We start from the raw sequence: 26,338 nt of genomic DNA, 5'->3' as shown, positions 1-26,338 counted from the left end.
ATGACCACAACCACAGCGGCAGTAGTCGAATCGGGCGGAGCCGCGTTCACATTGTCCCCGGTCGAACTGGGCGAACCCCGCAGCGGAGAAGTGCGCGTGCGCATCGTCGCAGCCGGCTTGTGCCACACCGATCTGGGCGTCGCCGCGGGCGGGCTGCCGTTTCCGCTTCCCGGCGTCCTCGGCCACGAGGGTGCGGGGGTCGTCGAAGCCATCGGTCCCGGAGTCACCGGCGTGCAGGAAGGTGACCACGTTCTGCTGTCGTTCACCTCGTGCGGTACCTGCGGAAACTGCCGATCCGGCCATCCCGCCTATTGCGCAACGTGGTTGCCGCTCAACCTCATCGGTGGGGCTCGCGCCGACGGCTCCAGCCCGATCACGCGCAACGGCACTGCGCTCGGTGGCCATTTCTTCGGCCAGTCGTCGTTCGCGAATCACGCGATCGTGGACGAGCGGAGCCTGGTTCGGGTCGATTCCTCCGCACCGCTGGAGATCCTGGCACCGCTGGGCTGCGGGGTGCAGACCGGAGTCGGTGCAGTGTGGAATGTGCTGCGTCCACGCCCGGGAGATACCGTCGTGGTGACCGGCGCAGGCGCAGTGGGGCTTTCGGCCATCATGGCTGCCGCTCTCACTCCCGCGGCCAAGATCATCGCGGTCGATCGGGTTGCCGAACGTCTGGAACTGGCCACCGAGTTGGGAGCGACCCACGTCGTCGACGCCACCCGCGAGGACACCGCGGCTGCGTTGGCAGAACTGACCGAGGGCTCCGGCGTCGACGGAGCCATCGAAACCACCGGGAACGTAGGGGTGCTGCGTACCGCGATCGATGCCCTGGCCCCTCGTGGAACCGCCGTCGTCGTCGGCGCTCCGCCCTTCGGCACCGAGGTCCCGGTCGACGTCAACGCCATGCTGCCGGGCCGACGCATCGTGGGGCTGACCCTCGGCGACAGCGAAACGCAGACCCTGATTCCGGTGCTGGTGGATCTTGTCGTGTCGGGTCGATTACCCCTGCAGCGCTTGATCACTCACTACCGATTCGACGACATCAACTCCGCGGTGGCGGACATGATCAGCGGTGCGTCGATCAAACCGGTCCTCCTCTTCTGACCGGGATTCCGACCGGGCTTCCGGCATCCGGAAGTCCGCTCGCACCGGCGGGGTCGCGTGCCACACACTCGATGTGACGAGCGCTGACGAGACGTCAAGCGACCGAACGACTTCTACGTGTTCAGGAGAATCGATGACGACAATCGTCCGTAACCAGTGGTATGTCGCCGCGTACAGCAGAGAAGTGGGCCGAGAGCTGTTCTCGCGCACCATTTGCAGCGAGCCCATTCTGTTGTGGCGCACCGAGTCCGGGGCTGTGACCGCAATGAGCGATCGTTGTGTGCACCGGCGGTACCCACTCTCCGCGGCCCCCAGCCACCTCGATGGCGACACCGTGGTCTGCGGGTACCACGGATTCACGTACGGCAGTGACGGCGGCTGCGTCTCCGTTCCCGGACAGAAGCGGGTGCCGAGGACGGCCAGGCTCACCACCTATCAGGTGCACGAGCAGGATTCGTTCGTCTGGGTGTGGATTGCCGACCCGGACGATCCGATCGACGGCGACATCACTCGTATTCCCCGCGCCCCGTGGATGGACTCCCCGGACTACACCGTGGTGAGCGGAATGGAGCCGATCTCGTGCAACTATCGGTTGCTCGTCGACAACCTCATGGACCTTTCGCACGAGACCTACCTGCACGGCGGTTACATCGGCACTCCCGAAGTCGCCGACACACCGATCACCACCGAGATCGACGATGATCGCAACGTCATCTACGTTTCGCGGCACATGGACGACGCCGAATGCCCACCGTTCTACTCGACGTCCACCGGCATCGACACGCGCATCTCGCGTTGGCAGGACATCGAATACACGCCCCCGTGCCTGTACCTACTGCACAGCCGCATCGCTCCGCTCGGATCACCGCTGCCCGCGGACGACGGCTCCGACACCCACGCGTTCCACAGCGAGATCGTGTACGCGATCACTCCGGAAACCGAGACCTCGACACACGACTTCTGGGCTGTTGCTCGCGATTTCGCGATCGACGACAACGAAGTGTCCCAGTTTCTGGCCGAGAACAATCGCACAGTGGTCATGCAGGACGTGGTGGCGCTGAACATTCTTCAGCAAGCATTGGACACCGAAAAGGCCGGCTACCAGGAACTGTCGATCAACATCGATGCTGGCGGCCTCGGTGCGCGTCGGCTTCTGAGCAAGCTCCTCGAGGGCTCGCGAGCAGGTGCCGAGGTGGTGTCGTGACACCGGAACCGAATCGAATGCTGCAGGGTCCCAACGTGCTGCGCGTGGTGTGGGTTCCGGGTACCGACCGGCTGCGCGGCGTCTGCCATTGTGGCTCGTCCCGGCTCGAGGAGGATCCGGCACTGCTGTGGGAGTGGTTGCTCGCGCACCCCATCGGGCACTTCTCGACGGTCGACCCCGTCCATACCGAGTTGCCCTCGGTGCGAGGCGAACTCGTGAGTCACGTGGGGAGAGCCGAGTGACGCGAAACCTCCCCGAGTGCAACCTGGATCTGATCGTCTCGGACAAGTGCAGCGGCGCGGATGGCGTTGCCCTGCTGCAGTTGCGCAAGCCGGACGGCACAGACCTACCGAGCTGGACGCCGGGAGCTCATATCGATCTGGAGTTGACTTCCGACATCACGCGCCAGTACTCGCTGTGCGGAAGCCCGGCCGACCGCGGCACCTGGCGCATCGGTGTCCTGAAAGAACCGGCATCCCGCGGTGGTTCGCTCCATGTCCACGACACCCTTGCCGTCGGCGACACCGTCCGTGTCCGTGGACCGCGCAATCACTTCGAGTTGACCGAATCCGAGAACTATCTGTTCATCGCCGGCGGTATCGGAATCACACCCATCATCACGATGGTGGCCGAGGCCGAGCGGCGTGGGGCCGGGTGGTCGCTGGCGTACGGCGGCCGGTCCCGCGACAGTATGGCGTTCGTCGACGAGCTCGTTTCCCGCTACCCCGGCAACACGACCGTGGTCCCGCAGGACGAAAAAGGACTGCTCGATCTCGACGATCTGCTCGGGACTGCGCGCGTCGGCACGGCCGTCTACTGCTGCGGACCGGGGCCCCTGCTGGACGCCGTGACCGAACGGGCGGGGCACTGGCCCGAAGGAAGCGTGCACCTCGAGCGGTTCCGTTCCGACACACTCGATCGGCCGACACCCGATGCGTCGTTCGAAGTCGAACTCTCCGTGAGCGGACGAACCGTCACCGTGCATCCGGACGAATCGGTGCTCGACGCCGTGACGAACTCGGGAGTGCAGGTGCTCTCGTCGTGTAGAGAGGGAACGTGCGGAACCTGCGAAACAGCCGTTCTCGCCGGCACCGTCGACCATCGGGACACACTGTTGACCGAGGAGGAACGCGGTGCCAACGACACCATGATGATCTGTGTGTCCCGGTCGACGGGCTCCCGGCTCGTTCTCGAACTGTAGAGCTCGTTGTACGACATTCCACACGAATCGAAGCCCGACGAATCGAAGAAAGCACTCCATGACGGCCGAGGGCCCCGCTCGCACCGGTCCGGTGGCCGTACGCGCGCTGACACTGCTGGAGGCGTTCACGCCAGAGCATCCGACGTTGACGTTGAGCGAGCTCGCTCGACGATCGGGGTTCCCGCTCTCCACCACGCACCGGCTCGCGCTCGATCTCGTCGGGTGGGGAGCGATCGAGCGCGATGACCGGTCGGGCAGATTCCACATCGGTCTGCGACTGTGGGAGATCGCGTCACTCGCACCGCGGGGCCTGGTCCTCAGGGAAAGCGCGTTACCGGTCATGGAAGATCTCGCCCACGTCACCCAGGAGAACGTGCAGCTAGGAGTACGCGATGGTCACGAGGTCGTGTTCGTCGAGAGAATTCGCAGCCGCGACTCGGTGGCCCTGCGCACGCGCGTCGGCGGCCGTTTCGCGTTGCCGCCCACCGGAGTCGGTCTGGCGCTGCTGGCCCACGCGCCCGCCCACGTTCAGGAGGAGGTGTGCTCGGCACCGTTGACCAGATTCACCGAGCACACCATCTGCGATCCGGACATCCTGCGGCGCACGCTGGCCGATATTCGGAGAACCGGTGTCGCCGTCAGCGACAGACAGATCACCTCGGACGCCGTATCGGTCGCCGCACCGATCTTCGACCGCACTCGCACGATCCGCGCGGCCGTCTCGGTCGTCGTCGACGCCGATACCGCAGCCCCGTACATGCTCGCCCCGTTGCTGCGGGCCGCCGCCCTGAGTATCGAACGCGCACTGTCCCCGCCCGACATATCCGCGCGCTCGTAATGCGCGGAGCACGGTCGGTGTGATTACCCGATCTCGTGGTACCCCTGGAGTATGAGTGAATTCGCGACGGGACCGGTAGCTGCGTCCGACAACCCGCCTTCCTCGGTCCCATCGTCATGGGGACTGGAGTCGACGTTGGTGGACGACGTTCCCGGCTTCACGGTGCCGTGGCAGGGCGCACCTGCACCGGATCCGCGGGTGCTGATCCTCAACGAGAACCTCGCCAGGTCACTGGGGCTCGACCCGTCGATGCTGCGCTCCGAGCAGGGCGCAGGCGTGTTGTCCGGGGCTGTCTCACCGGCCGATTCGACCCCCTCGGCGATGGCGTACGCCGGTCATCAGTTCGGCGGATTCGTGCCGTTGCTGGGCGACGGTCGAGCACTACTGCTGGGCGAGCTGCACGACGAACACGGCCGACGAGTCGATCTGCATCTCAAGGGCTCCGGTGCCACGCCGTTCTCCCGCGGCGGAGACGGGCGCGCGGTGGTGAGTGCGATGCTGCGCGAGTACCTGATCAGTGAGGCCATGCACGCTCTGCACATCCCGACCACCCGCTCGTTGGCCGTCGTCACGACGGGTGAGCAGGTGGTTCGAGAGGCAGGTCCGCAGCCCGGCGCAGTGCTGGCTCGGGTTGCCTCGAGCCACCTGCGGGTAGGGACCTTCGAGTTCGCGGCCCGCCGCGAGGGTCTCGCGCAGAACCTCGCCGACTACGCCATCGCACGTCATTATCCCGAGCTCGCCGACCCCCCTGCAGAGGGCGCGGAGAGTCGATACCTCGCATTCTTCGAGGCCGTCGTCGACAGGCAAGCACAGTTGGTGGCGCAGTGGATGTCCGTCGGCTTCGTGCACGGCGTCATGAACACCGACAACACGACGATTTCCGGTGAGACGATCGACTACGGGCCGTGCGCGTTCATCGACGCCTACGATCCTGCAACGGTCTTCAGCTCGATCGATCACGGCGGCCGCTACGCGTACGGCAACCAACCCGCCGTCCTGGGTTGGAACCTGGCACGATTCGGCGAAACACTACTGCCGCTGGTCGATTCGGTTCCGGACCGCGCCATCAGCGCGCTGACGACGGTGTTGGACTCCTACGGTGATCGTTACCGACAGCACTACGAGAACCTGATGGCCGCCAAGCTCGGCCTCGATGCGATCGAACCGGACGGCAGTCTCCTCGACGACCTGCACGTGCTTCTGCGGGATCACCGTGCCGACTGGACCCTGACCTTCCGCGCGTTGGCGGAGAATCTGCGGGGCAACGAAGCAGATTTTGCGTCACTCGTACCGCACGAGGCAGCTGCACCGTGGCTCGAACGATGGCGCGCAGCGGTGCTCGAGCGGGGCCACGACCTCCGGTCCGTCGCGGACGCCATGGACCGAGTGAACCCCGCGTACATTCCTCGCAACCACATGGTCGACGCGGCGCTGGCAGCAGCGACCGAGGGTGACCTCGCGCCCTTCGACCGCTTGTTGTCGGTCGTGACGAATCCGTTCGACGGTCGGGACGAGCTGTCGCAGTACGCCGGACCCGCGCCCGTCGACTTCAGCGCGGGGTTCCGAACGTTCTGCGGGACGTAGTCAGCTGACCGCAGCAGTTGCGACGCGATATTCGCGTCGCAACTGCTGTGCGGCACAGGGAGTTCGGGCCTACTTCTCGTCGGGATCCAGGGCGTCCTTGATCTTCCCCATGACGCCCTTCTCGGTACCCAGTGCGGCCGACGCGGGATCTCCCTTGGCTCCGTCGTACGTCGCGTACAACTTCGGATCGGGTGCAGGCGCGGATGCCTTCCCGCCCAGAGGCTGCGGATCGGCGAGGAACCCCATCTGCCGTTTGCCGTCGGGCGCAAGCCGATTCGCCCAGCCACCGGTCGAGGAGAACTCACCGTCCGAGAGGTGCCACAGATCGGTTGCGTGCTCGGATGCCTCCTCGTCGAGAAGTGCACTCGGTGCTACGACGTCCTCGAGTCCGTCGGCTTGCAACTCTTCGATGGCAGCGAGCCACAGGTTCTGATGGTGCGTATCGCGAGCGAGATTGAACTGCAGCATGGCCTTGACGCCCGGGTCGTCGGTCATGTTGTACAGACGCGCGGTCTGCAGCCGCCCTTGCGCCTCGGCGGCAACGTTCGCACGAAAATCTGCGAGCAGGTTGCCACTGGCGACGATGTACCGACCGTTCCACGGGTAGCCGTTGGAATCCGCCGGGAGCGCACCGCCGCCGGACACGATCGCCTGCTGCGGGTCCATGCCGCCCATCACTGCCGCTACGACGGGATCGGTAGCAGCGGCTTTGGTCGACTCGGTGGCCGGTGCACCTTCGAGCAGACGAGCGACCATGGTGGCCAGCATCTCCACGTGACCCATTTCTTCGGTCGCGATGTCCATGATCAGGTCCTTGTACTTGCCCTCCATGCGACAGTTCCAGCCTTGGAACAGATACTGCATGGTCACGGTCATCTCGCCGAATGCACCACCGATGAGCTCCTGAAGCTTGTGTGCGTACACAGGATCCGGCTTCTCGGGCTTGGCATCGAATTGTAGGTAGTCGGTGTGTCGGAACATAGGGACTCCAGTTCGGGTCGAAGTTCGAGCAGGTGACTCGATCCGGCTACCCGCCGAAATTCCCAGCAAACACTCTGCACTGCAAGGGTTTAGAACTCGATACACAGGTCGGGACCGCGACTTCTCCACGCCTCGACGACGGACACCGGCGGAACATCCCGGTACACAGGGCTTTCCGCAGCACCGTCCGCACGAGGGCCGCGGTGCTATCGACCTACAGGTAAGTCCCCTGCAGTGCGTCCACTGCAGCGACTCGAGGTCGCGAAGGCGTCGTCGCCGCGCCGACGACCCGACCGAGCGAGCCGGCACGCTCGACGTGCACACGTTCGCTGAGCCATCGCACATTACGGTCGGCAGCGGAGGTGGCCAGGACGACGGTGAGGCGATACCCACGGCACAACAGCCGATGGGCTGCGTCGACGATGTACTTGGTTGCGGCATCACCGATCTCGGTGACACCGACCAGGTCGACCACCACCGGTCGGTCGGCGAGCACGGACCCCGCCAGGCAGTCTGCCAACAGGCGGGTATTGCCGGGGATCTCGAGTGCGCCCTGCACCGAGACGACGATGGGGCCGTCGTCTCCGCGGTCGACGTACATCGAAAACGACGAGGATTCGGGAATCATGGGCATTGACCTCCACAGATCGAAGACTGTGGCAGGGGAAGATCGTGGTTCGTACCGCAGTCGATTCTGCGGGCGTGGTCTCCACCCAATCACTGTGTAGGATGCCCCGACTCGGGCCTGGATGCGACCACCCCTGCGTTCGGCGGGGCCGTGGGCGTGCGCTCGGGACAGGTGCGAATGCACCCGCGAGGCTCTGTATATTATGACCCCGTTCGGTCGAGTCGGGGCCGGGAGTTGACGAGTGGCTGCCTGCTGTCCATGCGGGGGCCCGACCGAAACGAGCCCACCAGATGAGTGACTTTTCCATCGAAGACGACCGTCTTCACGACGCACCGGACGCCTCGGGTTCGGCGTTCGCCCGGATCGGGCAATACATCCAAGCGTTGCGCCGAATCAAGGGGAAGATACTGACCGGTGCCGACGTCGATGCCATTCTTCAAGCCGTGTGCTCCGAGGTCGCAGCCGTGGTTCCCGACGCGGATCTCGTCGGCATCACCATGCTCGACGACACCGGCCGACCGCGAACCGTGGCGTCCACCGACCCCGCTGTGCACGACATCGATTCCGACCAGTATCGCGCTGGTCAAGGCCCCTGCCTGCACGCAATCCGCAGCGGACGTATGGTTCGCGCACAGGCGCACGAGGCAGTAGCTCGCTGGCCTCGCTTCGCTGCCGCAGTGGCCGATCTGGGCGTCCACAGCTATTTGTCGGCCCCGCTGACGCCCGACGAGCACCGCCACGGGTCGCTGAACATCTACGGCACGAGTGCCGACGGCTTCGACCCACTCGACGAGGTCTCGGTGGCCCTGCTCGCCACCTCGATCGAGACCGTCATCGCGATCACCGAGCGCGCCCGGTCGGCCGAACGAGAAATCACCGGCCTGCGGACAGCGATGAAAACGAGAGCTGACATCGACCAGGCGAAAGGAATCATCATGGCGATGCGCGGAATCTCCGCCGACGACGCGTTCGCCCTGCTGTCCGAGCAGTCGCAGAACAGAAACATCAAGGTCAGCGAGATTGCGTCGGCGATGATCGAGTCGGTTGCCGAACATTCGAACTCTCGAACCGGCCTGCACGAAGAAACGAACACTGGGTATGATTCGGACAGCGTGGTGTAGCCCCTGCCCGCAGTCGACAGCGCGGCTCGCACCGGGTTCGCCTCGGTTCTGCAATCCTTGCCGGTCTCGGTTACGCCGCAGTGCGCTGTTCGACGAACATGCCACCGCACAGGGTAAGGACGGTGACCCCATGAAACACAACGAATTGCTCGGGCTCGGCATTACCAGCGAACACTATGACAACGCAATTGTTCTGCGGGTCAACGGAGAAGTGGATCTCGCGACCGCGTCCGATCTCGCTCATCACATCGAACAAGCTGTCACGGCAGCGCCGGCAGCCGTGATCGTCGATCTGTCGGGGGTGTCCTTCCTGGCCTCCGTCGGCATGAGCGTGCTCGTTGCAGCTCGCCGAAAGGCATGCTGCTCAACCTCGTTGGTGGTGGTCGCATCCGGGCCGACCACGGGTCGACCGATGCATCTGGTTGGACTCGATGCTGCGATTCCGATTTTCACCGATATCGATTCGGCCCTCGAGTCCGTCGGTTCGTCGCTGAGGAAGTCCGCAACCGGGGCATCGGGCTCGTCCGAGTCCGGTGCCGGGTGTCCAGAGTGTGAGACCGGCACGTCGACCGCGGATGTACACACTGCGTGAACCGGTCCGATTTCCACCGCCTACCCGTCGAGATCGCACTAGTCTTGGTCGATGACGACGGGTGACGAGGACGAGGACCACCGTGCGTGGAACGACAAAGCGCGCAACGAAACTCCCACCCAGCAGTTGGATCGCAATTGGTCGTCGTTGCTACAGGAACTCCGTGTCGTACAGACCGGTGTACAACTTCTGACCGGGTTCTTGTTGACCTTGCCGTTCCAGGCCCGCTTCGACGGGCTGTCCACGGCCGGCCACGTGGTCTATCTGATGACGGTGTCGGCGTCGATGCTTGCGACGATCCTGTTGGTGGCTCCCGTCAGCATGCACCGACTCCTGTTCCGGCAGCGTGCAATAGGGGTCATAGTGCGCGTCGGCAACATACTCGCCATCAGCGGTCTCGCCATGTTGGGAGTGACACTGGTGGGTGCTGCCGCCCTGACGTTCGAGATAGTGCTCGGTGTGCGCGCCGCAGCCCCCGCGGCCGCTGTCGTGGCGTCGACGGCCGTCGCGTTCTGGTTCCTACTGCCCCGGATCCACCGCCGTCGATAACGTCTCGTCGACGGTGCCTCAGGGCCGGCAGTCGACGGCCGTGCGCCACCACCGATCGTCCGGCCCCACCGGCATGGCGCGCTTGTGCCGGGTCTTGTCGAACCAGCGCTCGATGGTGTCCACCGCATCGTCGTCGACGGGTCCACCCTGCAGGTATGCGTCGATCTGTGCGTAGGTGACGCCGAGTGCTTGTTCGTCCGGGAGCGCGGGACGGTCGCCCTCGAGGTCGGCTGTCGGCACTTTGCGCCACGTCGATTCCGGTGCGTTCAGGTGCCGCAAGAGCTGCGCACCTTGGCTTTTGGTGAGACCGCTCAGCGGAGTGACGTCCGCGCCTCCGTCACCGTATTTGGTGAAGAAGCCCGTCACCGCCTCGGCCGCGTGATCGGTACCCACCACCAGAAGATTCTCCTGGCCGGCGATCGTGTACTGCGCGATCATGCGTTCGCGCGCCTTGATGTTGCCCCGTACGAAGTCGGCGATACGCGGAGTATCCAGCGCCGAGGCGGCCGAGCGCGCCGAGGCGTCGACGGCGTCGCGGATATCGACAGTGACCGTCCGGTCCGGCTCGATGAAGTCGAGTGCGACGACGGCGTCGGCTTCGTCCGCCTGAGTGCCGTACGGCAGACGCACCGCGACGAATGTGGCCTGGTTACCGAGTTCCGCAGCCTCGCGAACGGCCAGCCGAGCGAGCTTTCCGGCCAGGGTGCTGTCCTGCCCCCCGCTGATGCCGAGCACGAAACCCGCTGTGCCACTGACTCTCAGATAATCGGCGAGGAAACCGACCCGGCGGCGGATTTCCTCGTCGGGATCGATCGACGGCCGAACACCCAGCTCGTGCTGAATACGGCTTCGGATACTGGAATCGGTACTCATACTGCGCTCCGATCTCGTTGACGAACAGTTGTCTGCACTCCCCCGGCGTCAGCTACCCGTGGGCCCGTTTCCGCGCGTGGCGCAGCAGGGTATCGAGGGAAAACGCCATGGTCCGGGCCAGAACTTCTTCCGGTTCACCGTCGAAGTGCTTGCATTCGGTGCTCACGTCGCCACGGTCGTACACCGCTGCCCACACCGTCCCCGGTGGTTGGTCTTCCTGGCTCTGCGGCCCGGCTTCGCCGGTGACGGCGATCGTCAGATGTGCGCCGACCAGCGACGCCGTCGATCGAGCCATCGCCGTCGCGGCCTGTTCGCTGACGACCGGGCCGTCGGGGACCTCGAGCAGAGTGTGCTTCACGCTCTCGTGGTACGCGACGATTCCGCCGCGGTACCACTGCCCCGAGGACGGTGCCTTGCCGAGCATGGCCGCGAGATTTCCGGCGGTCAGCGATTCGGCGGTGCCGATCGCGATGTCGTACGTCTGTGCCAGGTCGGCAATCTTCCTACATACCGAGGAGGCGTCGGCCTCGGTCGGTAGACGCTGTTCTGCATCGGTGTCCATCACACACTCTCCGTACCTGATTCGTCGAAGGTGTTCGCCGGATTGTTTCAGCGACTGGTTCTGTGGGCGCGGGGCCGGAGGCTGCAGGGGTTGAACCTCCGGCCCCTGGCTCGACCGCACGGCCCGGGCGCGTACGCCGAGCTGTGTATCGACTTCCACGCACGACGGCAGTCCAAACACGGTGCTTACGAGCGATATTCGGGTCCTTATCGCAGATACCGGACCCTTGGCACGTGTTCGCGAGCAGTGCTAATTTCGGATCGACAGTCAGTTCCAGGAGGTGTGTTATGCCGAATCGACGTATCTCTGCGGGGGCAGAGCGACCGGTAGCGTTCTACTCCGACACAGACCGCGCCATGATCGACTTCGCCCTGAGATGGGTCAACCACGGAGGCGGACCGGACGACGAAATCCGGTCCGCCTTCGCGATGTCGACTCAGGACTACTACCGCACCGTGTTGGAGATCCTCGACCGCGACCCCGGCAGCGTGTTCGGCGAGTTCGGCCTCAGCCCTGTCATGGTGACGCGAATCAAAGCCATTGCCAGAAGGCGCATCTGGCTCACCCGGTGATCGGCTCCGCGCTACCGGATGTCGAATCGATCGTTGTCTGCCAGCTTCGCCCACGCGGCCACGAAGTCGTCGACGAACTTGCCACCGTTGTCGGCCTGGGCGTACACCTCCGACAGCGCTCGCAGTTGTGAATGGGACCCGAACACCAGGTCGATCGATGTCGCTGTCCACTTCTGGCTGCCGGAGCCACGATCCGTGCCGACGTAGGTGCCGTCCTCACTCGTCGCCCATTCGGTGTCGGAGTCGAGCAGATTGACGAAGAAATCGTTGCTCAGAACTCCGGGGCGATCGGTGAACACTCCATGGCTCGAACCACCGTGGTTGGCCCCCAAGGCTCGAAGACCGCCGAGAAGAACCGTCATCTCGGGCGCAGTCAGATTCAGCATGTAGGCGCGATCGAGGAACAACACCTGCTCGGGAGTGCTCTCCCCTGCAGCCACGTAGTTGCGGAACCCGTCGGCTCGTGGCTCGAGTACCGAGAACGATTCGACGTCGGTCTGCTCCTGCGTCGCGTCGGTGCGACCCGGCCGGAACGGGACGGTCACCTCGTAACCGGCGTCGCGTGCGGCCTTCTCGACGGCCGCATTGCCGGCCAGCACGATGACGTCGGCGAGCGAGACCTTCTTGTCACCGGCCGCTGAGCCCTCGAACTTTTCGCGTATACCGTCCAAGATTGCGAGCACCTCGCGGAGGACCTCGGGTTCGTTTGCCTCCCAACTCTTCTGTGGCTCGAGCCGAACCCGAGCGCCGTTGGCACCGCCGCGGTAATCGGTGACTCGGAAGCTGCTGACCGACGACCACGCGACACCGATGAGCTGAGCGATCGTCGAGCCCGAGTCGAGGATCGCCGACTTCAACGCAGATGCGTCCGCCTCGTCGATCAGGTCACCGTGCGGCGATGGAACCGGGTCCTGCCACAGCTGAGGTTCGGGAACCCACGGCCCGAGGTACCGGGACACCGGTCCCATATCGCGGTGCAGCAACTTGTACCACGCCTTGGCGAACGCGAGCGAGAGCTCCTCGGGGTGATCCAACCACCTCCGAGTGATCTTCTCGTACGCCGGATCTGCCCGCATGGAGATGTCGGTGACGAGCATCGTGGGGGCACGGCCCGGACCGCCGAACGGATCGGGAATCGTGCCCGCACCGGCACCGTCCTTGGCAGTGAACTGCCACGCGCCGGCGGGGCTCTTCGTGAGCTCCCACTCGTATCCGTAGAGATTCTTCAGGTAGCCGTTACCCCACTGCGTCGGAGTCTCCGTCCAGACCACCTCGAGCCCGCTGGTGATCTGGTCCTCGGCCTTGCCCTTGCCGTAACCGTTCTTCCAGCCGAGGCCCTGCTGTTCGATGGGGGCACCCTCGGGTTCCGGCCCGATCTTGTCTGCCGGTCCGGCTCCGTGTGTCTTACCGAAGCTGTGTCCACCGACGATGAGTGCCGCCGTCTCCTCGTCGTTCATCGCCATCCGCGCGAAGGTTTCCCGGATGTCGTGGGCCGCGGCCACCGGATCCGGCTCTCCCTCGGGGCCTTCGGGATTGACGTAGATCAAGCCCATGGTGGTGGCACCGAGGGGCTTGGAGAGCTCCCGTTCGCCGGAGTATCGCTTGTCGGTGCCCAGCCACTGATCCTCGGGACCCCAGAAGACCTCTTCCGGTTCCCAGATGTCCTCCCGACCGAAGCCGAATCCGAACGTCTCGAACCCCATGGACTCGAGCGCCGCGTTACCGGCGAACACCAGCAGATCGGCCCACGAAATCTTGTTGCCGTACTTCTGCTTGACCGGCCACAGCAACCGACGCGCCTTGTCCAGGTTGGCGTTGTCCGGCCAACTGTTCAGTGGCGCAAAGCGTTGCGCGCCCTGACCCCCACCGCCTCGTCCGTCGAACGTGCGGTAGGTGCCGGCGGCGTGCCAGCTCATACGAATGAAGAGTCCGCCGTAGTGGCCGTAGTCGGCCGGCCACCAATCTTTCGAAGTGGTCATCACCGAGATGACGTCGGCTTTGAGCTCGTCCACGTCGAGCTTCTCGAATTCCGCTTTGTAGTCCAGCTTTTCGCCGAACGGGTTCGATTTGGAGGTATGCGCATGCAGGATGGACAGGTCCATCTGCTCCGGCCACCAGTCCTTGTTCGTCAGCGGTGCGTGCGCCTTGGGCTTCGGCGACTCGATGACCGGATTCTCGCTCTCGCTGGTGCTGGCGGTCTCGGTGGCGGAGTGGGGTGGGCGTGCGTCGGAGGTCACGAATTGTCCTTTCCGATGGGCGTTGTGGATGGACGATCGCGGGCTGCGATCGATCGTTCGGATGCACAACTGGGGCACGTTCCCCAGTAGGTCACCTCGGCCTCGTCGAGGACGAAACCGTGATCTCGGGCGGGTCGTGCACACGGTGGCTCACCGGTGGCGCAGTCGGCGTCGACGATGAAACCACAGGAACGGCAGACGATGTGGTGATGATTGTCTGCCACTCTGGTTTCGTAACGTGCCGAGTGACCCGCGAGGCGGATACGACGAACCAAACCCGATGCAGTCAACGCATCGAGCACGTCGTACACGGCCTGCTTCGACACCGTGGGCAGGGTGGCGCGCGCCAGTCGCAAGATGGTGTCGGTATCGGAATGCGGTTGTGCATCAACGATATCGAGAACCAACTCTCGGGGACGCGTCACCCTCAGTCCGGCGTCACGAAGCATGCTGGCGGAAGTGCTTGCCATGGCTTTCACGATAACCACCTTCGGTCGCATCGTCGATCGTTTCCTGGAATCGGTCGAGTGTCGCGGCGCGGGCAGGGCCGCCTGCAGACGAGGCCGGCCACCGCGATCAACCCGCGTCCTGTGCCACCGGCGAGTTCCACTCGGCAGTAGTGAAACGGGCTGCGTGAGCAGCGACGGCGGTAGCGTCTGCATTGCGCGAGAAGATCCGGCGTTGGCGTTGCGCGCCGTTCCCGAGGTGCGTCAAACGTTCGAGAGAAGTCTGCACGCAGCGGAGGTCGCCTGTGCTGGTCAGCGCCGGTTCCACGTAGCGGACGAGCGATCGGAGCAGACTCGATGCCGACACCGGTCTCCCGGTGCTCGGATCCACTGCGACGCCGGTCAATCCATCCATACGGGCACGGTGGTATGCCGCTGCGAGGTGATTGCCGGCCACGACGAGTGCCGGCTCGCCGCGGTCGATGGACCGAAGGGCCGTGACGACGAGACCGCGGACCAGTGCAGCGGACAACACCACCTCCTCGGCGACGGCAGGTACGTCGCCGACCCGCACCTCGACCGTCGGCTGGTGGGAGCTGGGCCGTACATCCCAGTAGAGCGATGCTTCGTCGAGAATCATCCCGGTCTCGATCATCGAGCCGACCAGGTCGTCGTACTCCGCCGTCGAACTCAGGTGAGGGGGCGGACCAGCCGTCGGCCATCTGCCCCACACCGTCGAACGCCAACTCGAGTGCCGAGTGTCGACGCCGTCGCGTATAGCGCTGTTGCACGTCAACGCCAGAAGTGTCGGGAGCCAGGGTCGCACGACATTGCATACCCCGATCGCCGTCTCCTTGTCCGGCACCTCGACATGAATGTGACCCCCACACGTGGCAACGCTCTCTGCCAGTGCCCCGTAAGTCTCGGCCAGACGCCGATAGCGGGAGCCGTCCGAGATGGGCAGGCGGCCACGATCAGCAGGCGCAACCGGCGAGACACCTGCCGCCAGTAAGTGGGCACCCTGCGCCAGGGCCACCGCCGACAGCGTGGCGCGGGTGGAGATCACGTTCTCCCGCAACTCGCGAAGACACTGCAGCGGAGGCGAATTGGCCTCCACCTGCACCTCGGTCAGCTCCGAGACGGCATCGATTCCCGCAGCTCGGGCATGCGCAACGACACCGGGGCCGACCGCCACCGGACGCAGCATGTCGATGTCGGCGAGAAAGAACTCCTCCTCCACTCCGACCGTGGGAACTGCCCCTGCACTCATCGGGCGCTGTCGCCCGGGTGATCGCCGACGACCACCGCGAGATACACCGCGGCGACGATCGTGCACGGTGCGGAACTGCCGGTCACGCCGACCGCGCAGGCGTCTCGCCTGTGCAGGAATTCGAAACCTGTTCGGATCGCGCCGGTTTCACCACAGTTCGAACGGCGTCCGCGACGCTGCGGACGCACTCCGTACCGAGGTGAGCGCCACTCGGATCGAGTTGTCGCTGCAGCTCGGGTGTACAGGCGACGATCGCGCGACACCGGTGCGCAGCGAGCCGCGAGGCAGCTGCCGAGAGGACGGGAACCACTGCGGGGTCGACGAATTCGACATCGAGCAGATCCACGACCAGCGACCGCCCGCACACGATGGCCTCCGACACGCATTCGCCTATGACCGGAATTGCCGATCTGTCGATCGACCCGACGATGCGGATGACGACCGGTCCGCCGACGAGTTCGTCCACGGACAGCGCGAATGCGCCGTCCTCGGGATTGTCCGGCCCGCAGAACGACAATCGAATCGATTCCGGATCACTGTGCACCGACCGTAGAAACACCATTGCCCACCTCCACCGGCTCGCGACCGGAGACTGTCGGCTGCCTCTGACACCAGTTCTCGAGAAAACGAATCTCGGACTATCGGGTGTCGAAGAGCGCGGTCGGGCACATCTCGCAGTCGCTACTTCCTGACTACGGGGCTTCTCCTCAACCGCGTGCAGACAGTGTATACACAATTGCGTCCGGCGAAACCCGCTACGCTGCTTCGATTGTCGGCAGTCGACGGTTGAACCGACCGCAATCCAGTGCACGGTAGCCGTAGCGAACACGCTCCCCGCTTCGGCCGCAAGGGACGTCGGTTCGGCCCGTTGTGAACGCTCCAGCAAGGGCGACGCCCTCGTGTGAGGTTTCGCATTGCGGCTTTACGTAATAGGGTGTTGTTCGACGCCCAGTTGCGATGACCGCTCTGGCCGCGTCTCGAGTACGCTGACTCCAAAATCGGGTCGGCATATCCCACACCCTTCACCGGTGCCGGGCTATGCGCCCGAAAGGGGCCGTGCGAACCCATCAGGGATCGAATCGATATGCACGTTGCGCTTGTCTCCGAACACGTGAGTCCGATAATTGATGCGGCCGGCATCGAGGCAGAACAATCGGCTGCCCAGCTCGATCGGCTGGCCTCGTCGCTGGCCCGCGCCGGCACCCGAGTCGACGTATACACCAGGAAGCAGAACCCGGATCACGAGGACGAGCTGCTCACCCCCGACGGTTACCGGGTGGTCAACCTGTCTGCGGGGCCTGCTGTCCCGATGACCGAAGAGGAATCGATTCCTCACACGAGCGCGTTCGCCTCCGCGCTCCGCGATCACTTGCTCCGAACGAAACCCGATGTAGCACATGCACATTCCTGGGTGTCGGGGCTGGCAACCGTACTGGCCGCCGGCGCGACGGGCGTCCCCACGGTGATGTCGTTCCACGGTCTCGCCGCGACCGACCGATCCGTGCCCCCGACGGCCGGCACCGATTCGGTGGTTCCCCGGGCGGCTATGGAGAAGAAGATCGCTCGATCGGCGAGCCGCATCATCGCGTCATGTCCCGACGAGGCCGACATGTTGACGCGGATGGGCGTCGCCAGAGCCAAGGTGTCCATCGTCCCGACCGGGGTGGATCTGAGTGACTTCGATCCATCCGGACCGACCGCACCACGCAGCGGTGCCGCGTGTCGGGTGGCGACCGTCGGGTCGGATGCCGAGGTATCGACGATCATCGAACTGCTCGGAAAACTCGACGACACCGAATTGGTCGTTGTCGGCGGCGAGCCACGCGAATCCAGCGGCGTGGCGCAGCTACGCACGGTCGCCGCAGCACACGGCATGGCCGGGCGCACGGTGTTCACCGGCCCGGTCCGCCATCGCCACATGTCGTCGCTGTTGAGGTCGGCCGACGTGTTCGTCTGCCTGTCCCCGACCGAATCGGCAGGGATCGCCACCCTCGAAGCCATGGCGTGCGGACTTCCCGTCGTCGCATACGGAGTGGGCTACGCCGGAGAGTTGGTGATCGACGGGGTCACCGGCCGCTCGATCAGGCCGGGCGACCGTCGTCGATTGGCACGAGAGCTGGCGCTGCTGGTACGCAACGAGTCCAGGCGTTTCGAGCTGGGAGTGTCCGGCTCCGACCGTGCGCAATCTCGCTTCTCGTGGGACCGCATCGCCGAGGACACCTCACGCGTCTACGAGGCAACCGTACAGACCGGGTCGACAGTGAACGCCGGGTCGACCCAGCAAGCCGGGTCGACTCACGACCATCCGGTGCCGCCGACTGCACCCTCTCGTCGGCACACGGTGTGAACAGCCGGCGAGCCTATTTGGACGAGCGTCCCTTGTTCGATTCGGAACCGAGGTCGACGAGTTCTGCGGCCAAAGCGGCCACCGGGACGTTCTGGGTTTGCGACAGCCGTGAAATCAAGTCGAACGCCTGTACCGCGTCGATACCGTACCGCTCCATCAACATGCCCTTGGCTTGGCCGATGATGTCCCGTGAAGCCAAGCCGGACTTGAACTGCTCGGTCTTGTTCGCTGCATACAACGCCACCGCAGCGTGGGTTGCGAGCACGCGACCGAGTTCCTCGTCCTCGTCGCTGAACGCATCACTGGTCAGTGCGAACAGGTTGAGCGCCCCGATGGTGTCCTCGTTGGTGTAGAGGCGGAAGGACAGGCTGCTGAGAACCCCTGCTCCCACCGCCTCCGGACCGAAACGTGGCCAGCGGGAATCGGAGCGGAAGTCGTTGCACCGCACGAACAGCTCGCTTCGTGCGGCATCGATGCACGGCCCCTCGTCGAGGCGTTCCTGCATGGCGTCGAGGCGAACCGGCAGCTCACTGGTCGCGGCGTGCGACTGGTACTTCTTCGGCCCCGCCACCACGAGAATGTCGGCGCAATCGACCGCGGGTATCAGAGATCGGGCGCTCTCCGTCACGCCGCGCAGAGTCTCGTCGAGACTGGACGGTGCGAAGAATGACCTCGTCGCTTCGGCAATCGCCTGTGTGAGGTCGCGAGCTGTCATCGATCGATCGGGTCCCATACCTGACGATGCTAGTCAAGAGGAATCGACTGCTCGACGGTTGAGTCCACCGGAAGCGGGGCATGCAGAGCGCAGCAACCAACCGACCGACGATCAGGAGTGCTCATGACCATGCCGACCGATGCAGGTGCAGAGATCCCATCCGAGGGCAGCAACGACGGTCCGCGCGAAGAATCTCCCGACGAGGCTGCAGTCGGTGCTCACGTCGACGAAGAGAACGTCCCACACCCGCCCGAAGACGACACGCAGAACTGATTCATCGGGCGGTCGGGGTCAGACGGAAGATCGGAAACCGCCTGCCCTCGGCCGTCTCCGTGTATTTCGCGAATCCGTCCGATGCGTCGAGGAATTTCTGCCACTGCCGGTCCCACTCGGATTCCGGAATCTCGTCGGCGTCGACGGCAACGGTGCGAATGCCTCCGTCCCCGGGTGTCTCGATGTCGATGGCCGGATGGGCTCGCAGATTGTGCACCCACGCTGGATCTTTCGGTGACCCGGCAGCCGAGCCGACCACCAACCAGCTCTCTCCCTCCGGAATCGCCATGAGCGGGTTGAGCCGCACCGCGCCGCTCTTGGCACCGATCGTGTGTAGAACAACGAGCGAATCACCGAAGCCGGCCGTGGACACGTGGCCATTGTTGCTTCGGAACTCGTCGATGATGATCTCGTTGAAGTCGGCCATGGGCCGATTATGCCGCCGATGCGGCGCGGCCACTCCGCTTTTCGCCGGCGTTCGACGGTGTCAGTTTCCCGGTATTCCGTCCTCGTGATCGACGAGCAAAGACAACGACTCCCAATTCTCCTGCACGGCAGCGGCCGCGCCGTCCGCGTCACCCTCACTGCACAGCGTGATGATTCGTTCGTGTTGGGCTATCGAATCGCGGCCCACCAGCGAGGCGAACCGTAGTCGTTCGAGCCGGCGCAGGGTCGGCGTCACCTGCTCGAGAACCGTGACCACGACCAGATTCTGACTCGCTTCGACGGCGACTGCGTGGAACGCGTCGTCGCCGGCCAGCGCGAGGTCCACATCGCCTCGGGTGAATGCGGCGGCGAAATCCTTGTTGGCGCGACGCATCGCGGCGATGTCGCGCTTGTTCATCAGCGGTACAGCCGTCCGGACCGCGAGTGCATGCATCGATGCCGCGACCGCCTGCGCGTCCAGCACCGCCTTGCGTTCGATGGTCGACACGATGGTCGAACGCCCGGGCTGGGTGTGTACGAGGCCCGCCAGTTCCAGCCTGGCCATGGCGTCGCGAATAGGTGTACGCGACACTCCGAGCCACTGTTCGAGTTCGGCATCCCGCAGCCGCTCGCCGGGCGCGAAGGTGCCGTCGACGATGGCGTCGCGAATCGAGACGTAGGCGTTGTCGCGCAGCAGGGAGCGCTTGTGTTTTCCGAGCTCGACGGGGACCGGCATGCAAAATATCGTAGCCCACCGCTTTCGCTGGCGAGGCGTCCCACGTACAGTATGCGATATATTGCATCCTGCATGACACACCGATCAAAGGAGAACCACGTGGCGATCGCGGACTTCGAGCGTTATCCCCTCACCTTCGGCCCGAGCCCGATTCACCCGATGGAACGATTGAGCGCACACCTCGGCGGGGCCAAGATCTGGGCCAAGCGAGAAGACGTCAACGCAGGATTGGCATACGGCGGCAACAAGACTCGCAAGCTCGAGTACATCGTCCCGGACGCTCTCGCGCAGGGTGCCGACACATTGGTCTCGATCGGTGGCGTGCAGTCCAACCACACGCGGCAGGTGGCTGCGGTCGCCGCAAAGCTCGGACTCAAAGCAGTTTTGGTGCAGGAGAAGTGGGTCGATTGGCCGGATTCGGTCAACGACAAGGTGGGCAATATCCTGCTCTCCCGCATCATGGGTGCAGATGTCCGCCTCGATCCGTCGGGCTTCGGAATCGAATTCAAGGACAGCTGGCAGAAGGCCATCGAGGACGTCGAGCGAGCGGGCGGCAAGCCCTACGCCATTCCCGCAGGCGGCTCCGACCACAAGCTCGGCGGACTGGGCTTCGCCAACTGGGCGTACGAAGTACAGAAGCAGGAAGAGGAGCTCGGCGTCTTCTTCGACACGATCGTCGTGTGCAGCGTGACCGGGTCGACGCATGCCGGCATGATCGCCGGGTTCGCCGGACAGGAACGGCCACGTCGAGTGATCGGCATCGATGCGTCCGCCAAGATCGCCCAGACCCGCGATCAGGTCGCCCGAATCGCCCGTAACACTGCAGAACTCATCGAACTGGGACGCGAGCTTCGCGACGACGAGATCACCGTCCTCGAAGGCTGGGCCGGCGACTACTACGGAATTCCCGTCGACTCCACGATCGAGGCGATCAAGCTCACCGGCCGTCTCGAAGGCGTGATCATCGACCCGGTGTACGAGGGCAAGTCCATGGCCGGACTGATCGATCTGGTTCAGCAGGGCGATATCGGCAAGGACTCCACCGTTCTCTACGCACACCTGGGTGGCCAGCCCGCCCTCAACGCCTACAGCGGAATCTTCTGAGCTGGACTTCGCGGTACCGGTGCCCGAGGATCGACAGGTGATCCTCGGGCACCGAACCTGTTTCTGCACCGGCCGACCCGAGTCGGCACGACGAGCGAAGGTGTACGCATGAGGCAGCGCTCCGACGAGTTGGACTCGCTGAGTTGCCGAATCACGGCGGCGCTGCAGGTCAATCCCCGGGCGTCCTGGGTCAGCATCGCCGAGGCGCTCGGTGAACCCGAACGCACCGTCACCCGACGCGGCAAGGAACTACTCGATTCCGGAGACGTGCGCGTGGTCGGCGTCATCGGCGCGACAGGCGCGGTCGTTCTGCGAGCTCGATGTCACGTCGGTATGGCACGTGCCGTGGCAGTCGGGTTGGCGCGCCGCGACGACACGATGTTCGTGTACGCCACGTCGGGGCACGAGGAATGCGTCGCCGAAGTCCTGGTCGACGATGCCCATCTGGCGGATCTGATGCTCGACGACTTACCCGGCATCACCGGGATCAGACGCATTCGGGTAGATCCCATCACGCGGGTCTATCGCTCGGTCCGCGAGTGGCGGCCGGCGATTCTCGATTCGCACCAGATCGCGGCTCTGACGCCTCCCGTACACGAGGGCTACCAACCGGACGGCCGTGTGGGACCGGAGATCTCGACCCTGCACCGCAGCATTCTGCGCGTCCTGGCCGAGGATGCCCGGACGCCCACCTCGGACATCGCGCGCGTCGTCGGCGCTACCGAGAACACTGTCCGACGCCACATGGACACTCTGGAACAGACCAACAAATCCCGACTGCGGGTGGTCGTCGAGCCGGCGCTGCTGGGGTATTCGGCGGAAGCCCTTGCCTGGGTCAAGGTTCCGCCTCGACACCACGAAGCACTGGTCGAGCTCTTGCTCGCACATTCGGAGGTTCGATACGCGGTGGCCCTCGCGGGCTCGGACAGTCTGCTCGTCAACCTCGCGTGCCCGGACCGAATGGCGTTGCATCGCATGACAACGGCGTCGGACTGGGCCGCCCTGGCCGACGCGATCTCGGTCGTGTCGATTCTGCGGGCCACCAAACGCAGCGGCAACCGTCTGCTGGCCGCGGACTCCGCGTCGTACCTGTATTGATCCGGTACGACGCGGCAGTCACTGCGGTCAACGGATCGGTGCGCCGGGGCCGAGCGGGATGCCGAGCATGTACCAGACTGCGAACAACGCCGCCCACACGATCAGCATGCCCAGCGCGACAGGGATGGTGAACGAGGCGAGGGTACCGATGCCTGCATTCTTCTTGTAGCGCTGGATGAGTCCGAGGGTGAGCACGAAGTAGGCCGACATCGGGGTCATCGCGTTGGTGCAGGAATCGGCGATTCGGTAGACGGCCTGGGTGGTTTCGGGGTTGACGTCGATGTACATGAGCATCGGCACGAGAACCGGGGCCAGCATCGACCACATGGCCGAACCACTGGTGACGAGCAGGTTCATCACCGAGATCAGCACCAGCATCATGGCGAACACCACGAGGGGGTGTAATCCCCCGGCTTTCAGCAGTTCCGCGCCCTCGACCGCAACGACGTTGCCGATGCCGGTCCACTTGAAGTAGGCGAGGAACTGCGAAATCGCGAAGAACAGCACCAGGATCGGAGCAAGGGTCTTGATGCCGACGGCCATCGATTCCGGAATCTCACGGAGCTGCCGAAGACTGCCGGTGGTGCGTCCGTACACCCATCCGACCAGGACGAAGGCGATCGCGATGAAGAACGCGATGTTCTGCAGCACGATCGACTGCACGAACCCGCCGTCCTCACCACGCAGCGGCGACGAGGTAGGAAGCAGGGCGGCGACGACGACGGCCACGTACACCGCCAAAGCTGCTCCGGCGCGGCGCATTCCCTTCTTCTCGATCGGCTCGAGATCGAGTGCCAGCTTTTCTGCGCCGTCCTCGACGCCCTCGTCGGCATCGAGATTCATGTGCTTGGCCATCACCAACTCCACCACCAGGGTGATGAAGATCGAAATCACCAGTGACGACGCGAGACTGAAGAAGTAGTTGTCCACCGGGGTCACGCTGTAATCGGCATCGACGATCTGAGCGGCGGAGGTCGTCAACGACGACATGATGGCATCGCTGGGTGTGATCAACGGTGACGCGTTGTAGCCACCGGCGATGGCGACGAACGCCACCATCATGCCCAGTACAGGACTTCGGCCCGCTGCCTTGAACGCCATTGCCGCCAGCGGAAGGACGACGATGAATGCCGCGTCGAACATGACGTGAGACATGGTCCCGGCGAAGGCAACCGAGAACGTCACCCACTTGGCGGGCAGCTTCACGATGGTGGCGCGCAGCAGCGTGGTGAGCACACCGGAATGCTCGGCGACGGACACACCGAGGATGACGGTCACGATGATGGGGAGCGGCGCGAACCCCGCGAAGTTGTCCAGTGCCGTTCCGAAGATCATGGCTACGCCGTCACTGCTGAGCAGGCTGCGAACCATCGACACCTCACCGGTGCTGGGTAGCACCACCCCGGTGCCCAGTGCGGCGAGGATCGCGCTGACCACTGCCAGCACTGCGGCCAGAAGCCAGAACAGCAGGAAGGGGTGCGGCAGTTTGTTGCCGACGCGTTCGATGCTGGACACAAGACGGAACAGTGTCTTCAGTCCCCAGGGCATTCGTGCTTCGGGCGCATCCGCAGTTGCCGGTGGACCGTCGATCTGACTGGACATGATTGACTCTCTTTCGCATACCGTCGGATTGCGACCGAGCCCCGGGCTCGGATGTCCTGCTCACTCAAGTCGGTTCACGTTGCCGATATGTTGCATGTGTGAAATTTTCGGCCGTCTGAGCGAAACCGCCAATCCAACGGCGAAAACGCTCAATGGACGACGATAGCCCGGTGGGCTCCGCGCGGTGGTGCAGTCTTGAAACAGGCTTCCGACAACAACTCCGGCCGATCCGGATCGAAGCGAGGAGTTTCATGACCGGCGACATTCAGTCACTGTCCCTGCGCGCGCTCGCGGCACACATCCGCGATCGCGAGATCTCGGCCCGCGAGGCGCTCGAGTCGCATCTGGCTCGCATCGACGACGTCAACCCTGTCGTCAACGCGATCGTGACCTTCGACATCGATGGGGCGACCGAACGTGCGAGTGCAGCAGACCGCGCAACGGTGTCCGGCGAGGCACTGCCCGTTCTGCACGGCGTCCCGATGACGCACAAGGACAATCACCTGACCGCCGGTCTGCGCACGACTTTCGGCTCGCCCATTCTGGCCGACAACATCCCCACCGAGGACTCGGGCATCATCGCCCGCCTCAAGCGCGCAGGTGTCAACACCACCGGCAAATCCAACGTTCCCGAATTCGCTGCAGGCTCACACACTTTCAATCCGCTGTTCGGTACCACCACCAATCCGTACGATCCGACTCGCAGTGCCGGCGGCAGCAGTGGCGGTGCCGCCGCCGCCATCGCCGCCGGGATACAACCGGCGGGCGACGGGTCGGACATGGGCGGGTCGCTGCGCACTCCGGGATCGTTCTGCAACCTCGTCGGATACCGGCCGTCGTTGGGCCGAATTCCGATGCTGCCCGCCAAGAACCCGTGGGCCTGGATCGCTCGGCAGGGCGTGCTCGCGCACGACATCGAGGACGTGCGCTTTCTGATGCGCGCACTCGCCGGTCCGGATTCGTCCAGCCCTCGTGGTCTCCCGCTCGACGACTCGTACCGCTCGGAGGAGGCCGGCTCGCTGCGTGGGCTGAAAGTAGCGTGGACAACGGATTTCGGTCTCGGCGTACCCGTCGACCGTGAGGTGATCGACGTCCTGAGCCGCCAACTGCACGTGTTCGAGCAACTCGGTGCCAGTGTGGACGTCGATTGCCCGGACCTGTCCGACGCGGACGAAGTGTTCCAGACGACGCGTGCCTTCGACTTCGCCACCGCCTACGGGCACCTGTTGGACGAACACCGGCATCGCATGAAGAGCGCCGTGCAGTGGAACGTCGACAAGGGAATGGCGCTCACGACACGAGACATGATCTCCGCCAACACCGCTCGCAAGAACCTCGATACCGCAGTGCGACAGTTCTTCTCGCGATACGACGTGTTGATCGCGCCTGCCGTTCAGGTACTTCCGTTCCCCGCGAACGAGGAGTACCCCGCCGTCGTCGACGGCACGCCGATGAACAATTACCTCGACTGGATGCGGGCCGCTTCGCTGATCTCGGCGACAGGCCTACCGTCGCTGTCGATGCCCGGCGGCTTCAGCTCATCCGGCCTTCCGGTTGGATTGCAGATCGTCACCGCCGATCGCGCCGATCACCTGCTGCTCCGGGTAGCGCATGCATTCGAAGCCGAGACGGCATTCCACCGTCGTGCGCCCGAATCGGCGGCCGCCACCGTCTGACAGATCCGGCGGGCCGAGTTCAGGACCTGGCGACCGCGGCGACGATCAGATCGGTCAACTCCCCGATCGCTTCGGCCGGTGTGAGTGACCCGGATACGGCACCGTGGGACAACGCGTCTGCGGCACCGAAGACGGCGGTCAGAGATGGCGTGGACATGCCGTCGGCATCGGTGAACGGACGCAGAATCTCCCGACACCGCTCGAAGTAGGCGCGCTCGGCGGTGCGCTTGACCTGTTCGAGTTCGGGCGAACCTTCGAGTGCCGCAAGCACACCCGTCAATTCCCTCCCCTGGGCCAATGTGCACCCCACGTAGGAGTCGGCAATGGCCTGCGCCCGACCGCGGACCGTCATGGGTGCCGAGTCGAGAGATTCCTCCAGCATCGCCGCCTGCCTGGCATCGAATTCGGTGAACAGAGCGGCAAGAAGTTCGGCGCGGGAGGCAAAGTGGCTGTACACCACCGGTTTCGCGACACCGGCATGCTCTGCGAGCCGTCCGAGAGTCAACGCGTCGGCTCCTTCGGCGCGTACGAGAGCCCAGGACACCTCGATCAACTGGGCGTTTCGATCGGAGCGCGACAGCCTCGTCCGTGCCATTCCG

General features: G+C 64.5%; 28 protein-coding genes. 15 read left to right on the top strand and 13 right to left on the bottom strand.

Annotated elements, in window-relative coordinates:
- From ASH04_RS12155 to ASH04_RS12130, 6 genes are all read left to right on the top strand, one after another.
- Window positions 1-1,104, top strand: a complete 1,104-nt coding sequence (locus ASH04_RS12155; RefSeq protein WP_032407231.1) for an NAD(P)-dependent alcohol dehydrogenase — start codon at window positions 1-3, stop codon at window positions 1,102-1,104.
- Between the two features lie 133 nt (window positions 1,105-1,237).
- Complete coding sequence (locus ASH04_RS12150; protein WP_032369149.1) at window positions 1,238-2,308, top strand: aromatic ring-hydroxylating dioxygenase subunit alpha; 1,071 nt, start codon at window positions 1,238-1,240, stop codon at window positions 2,306-2,308.
- Window positions 2,305-2,550 carry a hypothetical protein gene (locus tag ASH04_RS12145; RefSeq protein WP_032391878.1) on the top strand — a complete coding sequence of 82 codons (246 nt, stop codon included), beginning with the start codon at window positions 2,305-2,307 and terminating at the stop codon, window positions 2,548-2,550. Before ASH04_RS12150 ends, ASH04_RS12145 begins: the two co-directional genes overlap by 4 nt.
- Window positions 2,547-3,509, top strand: a complete 963-nt coding sequence (locus ASH04_RS12140) for a PDR/VanB family oxidoreductase (protein WP_032391877.1) — start codon at window positions 2,547-2,549, stop codon at window positions 3,507-3,509. The genes ASH04_RS12145 and ASH04_RS12140 overlap by 4 nt, the downstream gene beginning before the upstream one ends.
- Window positions 3,510-3,567: 58 nt before the next feature.
- Complete coding sequence (locus ASH04_RS12135; protein ID WP_032386433.1) at window positions 3,568-4,347, top strand: IclR family transcriptional regulator; 780 nt, start codon at window positions 3,568-3,570, stop codon at window positions 4,345-4,347.
- 51 nt (window positions 4,348-4,398) lie between these two features.
- Complete coding sequence (locus ASH04_RS12130; RefSeq protein ID WP_082519241.1) at window positions 4,399-5,931, top strand: protein adenylyltransferase SelO; 1,533 nt, start codon at window positions 4,399-4,401, stop codon at window positions 5,929-5,931.
- A gap of 69 nt (window positions 5,932-6,000) precedes the next feature.
- On the opposite strand, the gene ASH04_RS12125 is transcribed toward ASH04_RS12130, so the two are convergent.
- Together ASH04_RS12125 and ASH04_RS12120 are read right to left on the bottom strand one after the other, a co-directional pair.
- Window positions 6,001-6,912, bottom strand: a complete 912-nt coding sequence (locus ASH04_RS12125) for a manganese catalase family protein (protein WP_057473628.1) — start codon at window positions 6,910-6,912, stop codon at window positions 6,001-6,003.
- Between the two features lie 214 nt (window positions 6,913-7,126).
- Window positions 7,127-7,540 (bottom strand): hypothetical protein, encoded by a 414-nt coding sequence (locus ASH04_RS12120; RefSeq protein ID WP_057473627.1) that lies wholly within the window; start codon window positions 7,538-7,540, stop codon window positions 7,127-7,129.
- A 290-nt stretch (window positions 7,541-7,830) separates the two neighbouring features.
- Between ASH04_RS12120 and ASH04_RS12115 the strand changes: the two genes are divergently transcribed.
- The 3 genes from ASH04_RS12115 to ASH04_RS12105 all read left to right on the top strand — a co-directional run bounded on the left by ASH04_RS12115 (window position 7,831) and on the right by ASH04_RS12105 (window position 9,802).
- Complete coding sequence (locus tag ASH04_RS12115; RefSeq protein ID WP_057473626.1) at window positions 7,831-8,661, top strand: GAF and ANTAR domain-containing protein; 831 nt, start codon at window positions 7,831-7,833, stop codon at window positions 8,659-8,661.
- A 130-nt stretch (window positions 8,662-8,791) separates the two neighbouring features.
- Window positions 8,792-9,253, top strand: coding sequence for an STAS domain-containing protein (locus ASH04_RS26155; protein ID WP_069973081.1), 462 nt, complete (start codon window positions 8,792-8,794; stop codon window positions 9,251-9,253).
- A 51-nt stretch (window positions 9,254-9,304) separates the two neighbouring features.
- Window positions 9,305-9,802, top strand: coding sequence for a DUF6328 family protein (locus ASH04_RS12105; RefSeq protein ID WP_032369156.1), 498 nt, complete (start codon window positions 9,305-9,307; stop codon window positions 9,800-9,802).
- 18 nt (window positions 9,803-9,820) lie between these two features.
- Here the strand turns inward: ASH04_RS12105 and nadE are convergent, their stop codons facing one another.
- Window positions 9,821-10,675 carry an ammonia-dependent NAD(+) synthetase gene (nadE, locus tag ASH04_RS12100; RefSeq protein WP_057473625.1) on the bottom strand — a complete coding sequence of 285 codons (855 nt, stop codon included), beginning with the start codon at window positions 10,673-10,675 and terminating at the stop codon, window positions 9,821-9,823.
- Window positions 10,676-10,727: 52 nt separating this feature from the next.
- Window positions 10,728-11,237: a CinA family protein gene (locus ASH04_RS12095; protein WP_032407235.1), complete on the bottom strand. Its 510-nt coding sequence runs from the start codon at window positions 11,235-11,237 to the stop codon at window positions 10,728-10,730.
- Between the two features lie 287 nt (window positions 11,238-11,524).
- Between ASH04_RS12095 and ASH04_RS12090 the strand changes: the two genes are divergently transcribed.
- On the top strand, window positions 11,525-11,809 hold the full coding sequence (locus ASH04_RS12090; protein ID WP_052061266.1) for a DUF3263 domain-containing protein: 285 nt from the start codon (window positions 11,525-11,527) through the stop codon (window positions 11,807-11,809).
- An 11-nt stretch (window positions 11,810-11,820) separates the two neighbouring features.
- Here the strand turns inward: ASH04_RS12090 and katG are convergent, their stop codons facing one another.
- From katG to ASH04_RS12070, 4 genes are all read right to left on the bottom strand, one after another.
- Window positions 11,821-14,046 carry a catalase/peroxidase HPI gene (gene katG / locus ASH04_RS12085; RefSeq protein ID WP_057473624.1) on the bottom strand — a complete coding sequence of 742 codons (2,226 nt, stop codon included), beginning with the start codon at window positions 14,044-14,046 and terminating at the stop codon, window positions 11,821-11,823.
- Entirely contained in the window at window positions 14,043-14,516 is a 474-nt protein-coding gene (locus ASH04_RS12080) for a Fur family transcriptional regulator (protein ID WP_082519280.1), read from the bottom strand. Before ASH04_RS12080 ends, katG begins: the two co-directional genes overlap by 4 nt.
- A gap of 106 nt (window positions 14,517-14,622) precedes the next feature.
- The gene (locus ASH04_RS12075) at window positions 14,623-15,762 is read right to left on the bottom strand and encodes a carboxylate-amine ligase (RefSeq protein ID WP_057473622.1); all 1,140 of its coding nucleotides are present in this window, start codon (window positions 15,760-15,762) and stop codon (window positions 14,623-14,625) included.
- A gap of 82 nt (window positions 15,763-15,844) precedes the next feature.
- Window positions 15,845-16,324, bottom strand: a complete 480-nt coding sequence (locus tag ASH04_RS12070; RefSeq protein ID WP_057473621.1) for an STAS domain-containing protein — start codon at window positions 16,322-16,324, stop codon at window positions 15,845-15,847.
- A gap of 549 nt (window positions 16,325-16,873) precedes the next feature.
- Here ASH04_RS12070 and ASH04_RS12065 point away from each other — a divergent pair.
- A complete protein-coding gene (locus ASH04_RS12065; protein ID WP_162247531.1) occupies window positions 16,874-18,109 on the top strand; it encodes a glycosyltransferase in 1,236 nt (411 codons plus the stop codon).
- A 13-nt stretch (window positions 18,110-18,122) separates the two neighbouring features.
- On the opposite strand, the gene ASH04_RS12060 is transcribed toward ASH04_RS12065, so the two are convergent.
- Window positions 18,123-18,842, bottom strand: coding sequence for a GAF and ANTAR domain-containing protein (locus tag ASH04_RS12060; RefSeq protein WP_032381510.1), 720 nt, complete (start codon window positions 18,840-18,842; stop codon window positions 18,123-18,125).
- A gap of 105 nt (window positions 18,843-18,947) precedes the next feature.
- Between ASH04_RS12060 and ASH04_RS26925 the strand changes: the two genes are divergently transcribed.
- A complete protein-coding gene (locus tag ASH04_RS26925) occupies window positions 18,948-19,097 on the top strand; it encodes a hypothetical protein (protein ID WP_167328339.1) in 150 nt (49 codons plus the stop codon).
- Window position 19,098: 1 nt separating this feature from the next.
- Here ASH04_RS26925 and ASH04_RS12055 read toward each other — a convergent pair whose 3' ends face one another.
- A complete protein-coding gene (locus tag ASH04_RS12055) occupies window positions 19,099-19,524 on the bottom strand; it encodes a nitroreductase/quinone reductase family protein (RefSeq protein ID WP_032369160.1) in 426 nt (141 codons plus the stop codon).
- Window positions 19,525-19,584: 60 nt separating this feature from the next.
- Window positions 19,585-20,259, bottom strand: coding sequence for a GntR family transcriptional regulator (locus ASH04_RS12050; RefSeq protein WP_027495702.1), 675 nt, complete (start codon window positions 20,257-20,259; stop codon window positions 19,585-19,587).
- Between the two features lie 99 nt (window positions 20,260-20,358).
- Here ASH04_RS12050 and ASH04_RS12045 point away from each other — a divergent pair, with 99 nt between their 5' ends.
- Together ASH04_RS12045 and ASH04_RS12040 are read left to right on the top strand one after the other, a co-directional pair.
- On the top strand, window positions 20,359-21,363 hold the full coding sequence (locus tag ASH04_RS12045; protein ID WP_032381509.1) for a 1-aminocyclopropane-1-carboxylate deaminase: 1,005 nt from the start codon (window positions 20,359-20,361) through the stop codon (window positions 21,361-21,363).
- 108 nt (window positions 21,364-21,471) lie between these two features.
- Window positions 21,472-22,461, top strand: a complete 990-nt coding sequence (locus ASH04_RS12040) for an Lrp/AsnC family transcriptional regulator (RefSeq protein ID WP_057473619.1) — start codon at window positions 21,472-21,474, stop codon at window positions 22,459-22,461.
- Between the two features lie 27 nt (window positions 22,462-22,488).
- Here the strand turns inward: ASH04_RS12040 and ASH04_RS12035 are convergent, their stop codons facing one another.
- Window positions 22,489-24,063, bottom strand: a complete 1,575-nt coding sequence (locus tag ASH04_RS12035; RefSeq protein ID WP_082519239.1) for an AbgT family transporter — start codon at window positions 24,061-24,063, stop codon at window positions 22,489-22,491.
- Between the two features lie 251 nt (window positions 24,064-24,314).
- On the opposite strand from ASH04_RS12035, the gene ASH04_RS12030 reads away from it, so the two are divergent.
- On the top strand, window positions 24,315-25,739 hold the full coding sequence (locus ASH04_RS12030; protein ID WP_057473618.1) for an amidase: 1,425 nt from the start codon (window positions 24,315-24,317) through the stop codon (window positions 25,737-25,739).
- Window positions 25,740-25,758: 19 nt separating this feature from the next.
- Here ASH04_RS12030 and ASH04_RS12025 read toward each other — a convergent pair whose 3' ends face one another.
- On the bottom strand, window positions 25,759-26,334 hold the full coding sequence (locus tag ASH04_RS12025; protein WP_032389107.1) for a TetR/AcrR family transcriptional regulator: 576 nt from the start codon (window positions 26,332-26,334) through the stop codon (window positions 25,759-25,761).
- Window positions 26,335-26,338 lie beyond the last annotated feature (4 nt).

It is taken from the genome of Rhodococcus sp. Leaf233 (assembly GCF_001426165.1).
Lineage (GTDB): Bacteria > Actinomycetota > Actinomycetes > Mycobacteriales > Mycobacteriaceae > Rhodococcoides > Rhodococcoides fascians.
The sequence above is the reverse complement of the archived record's forward strand: the minus strand, read 5'-3'. Positions and strand labels throughout refer to the sequence as shown.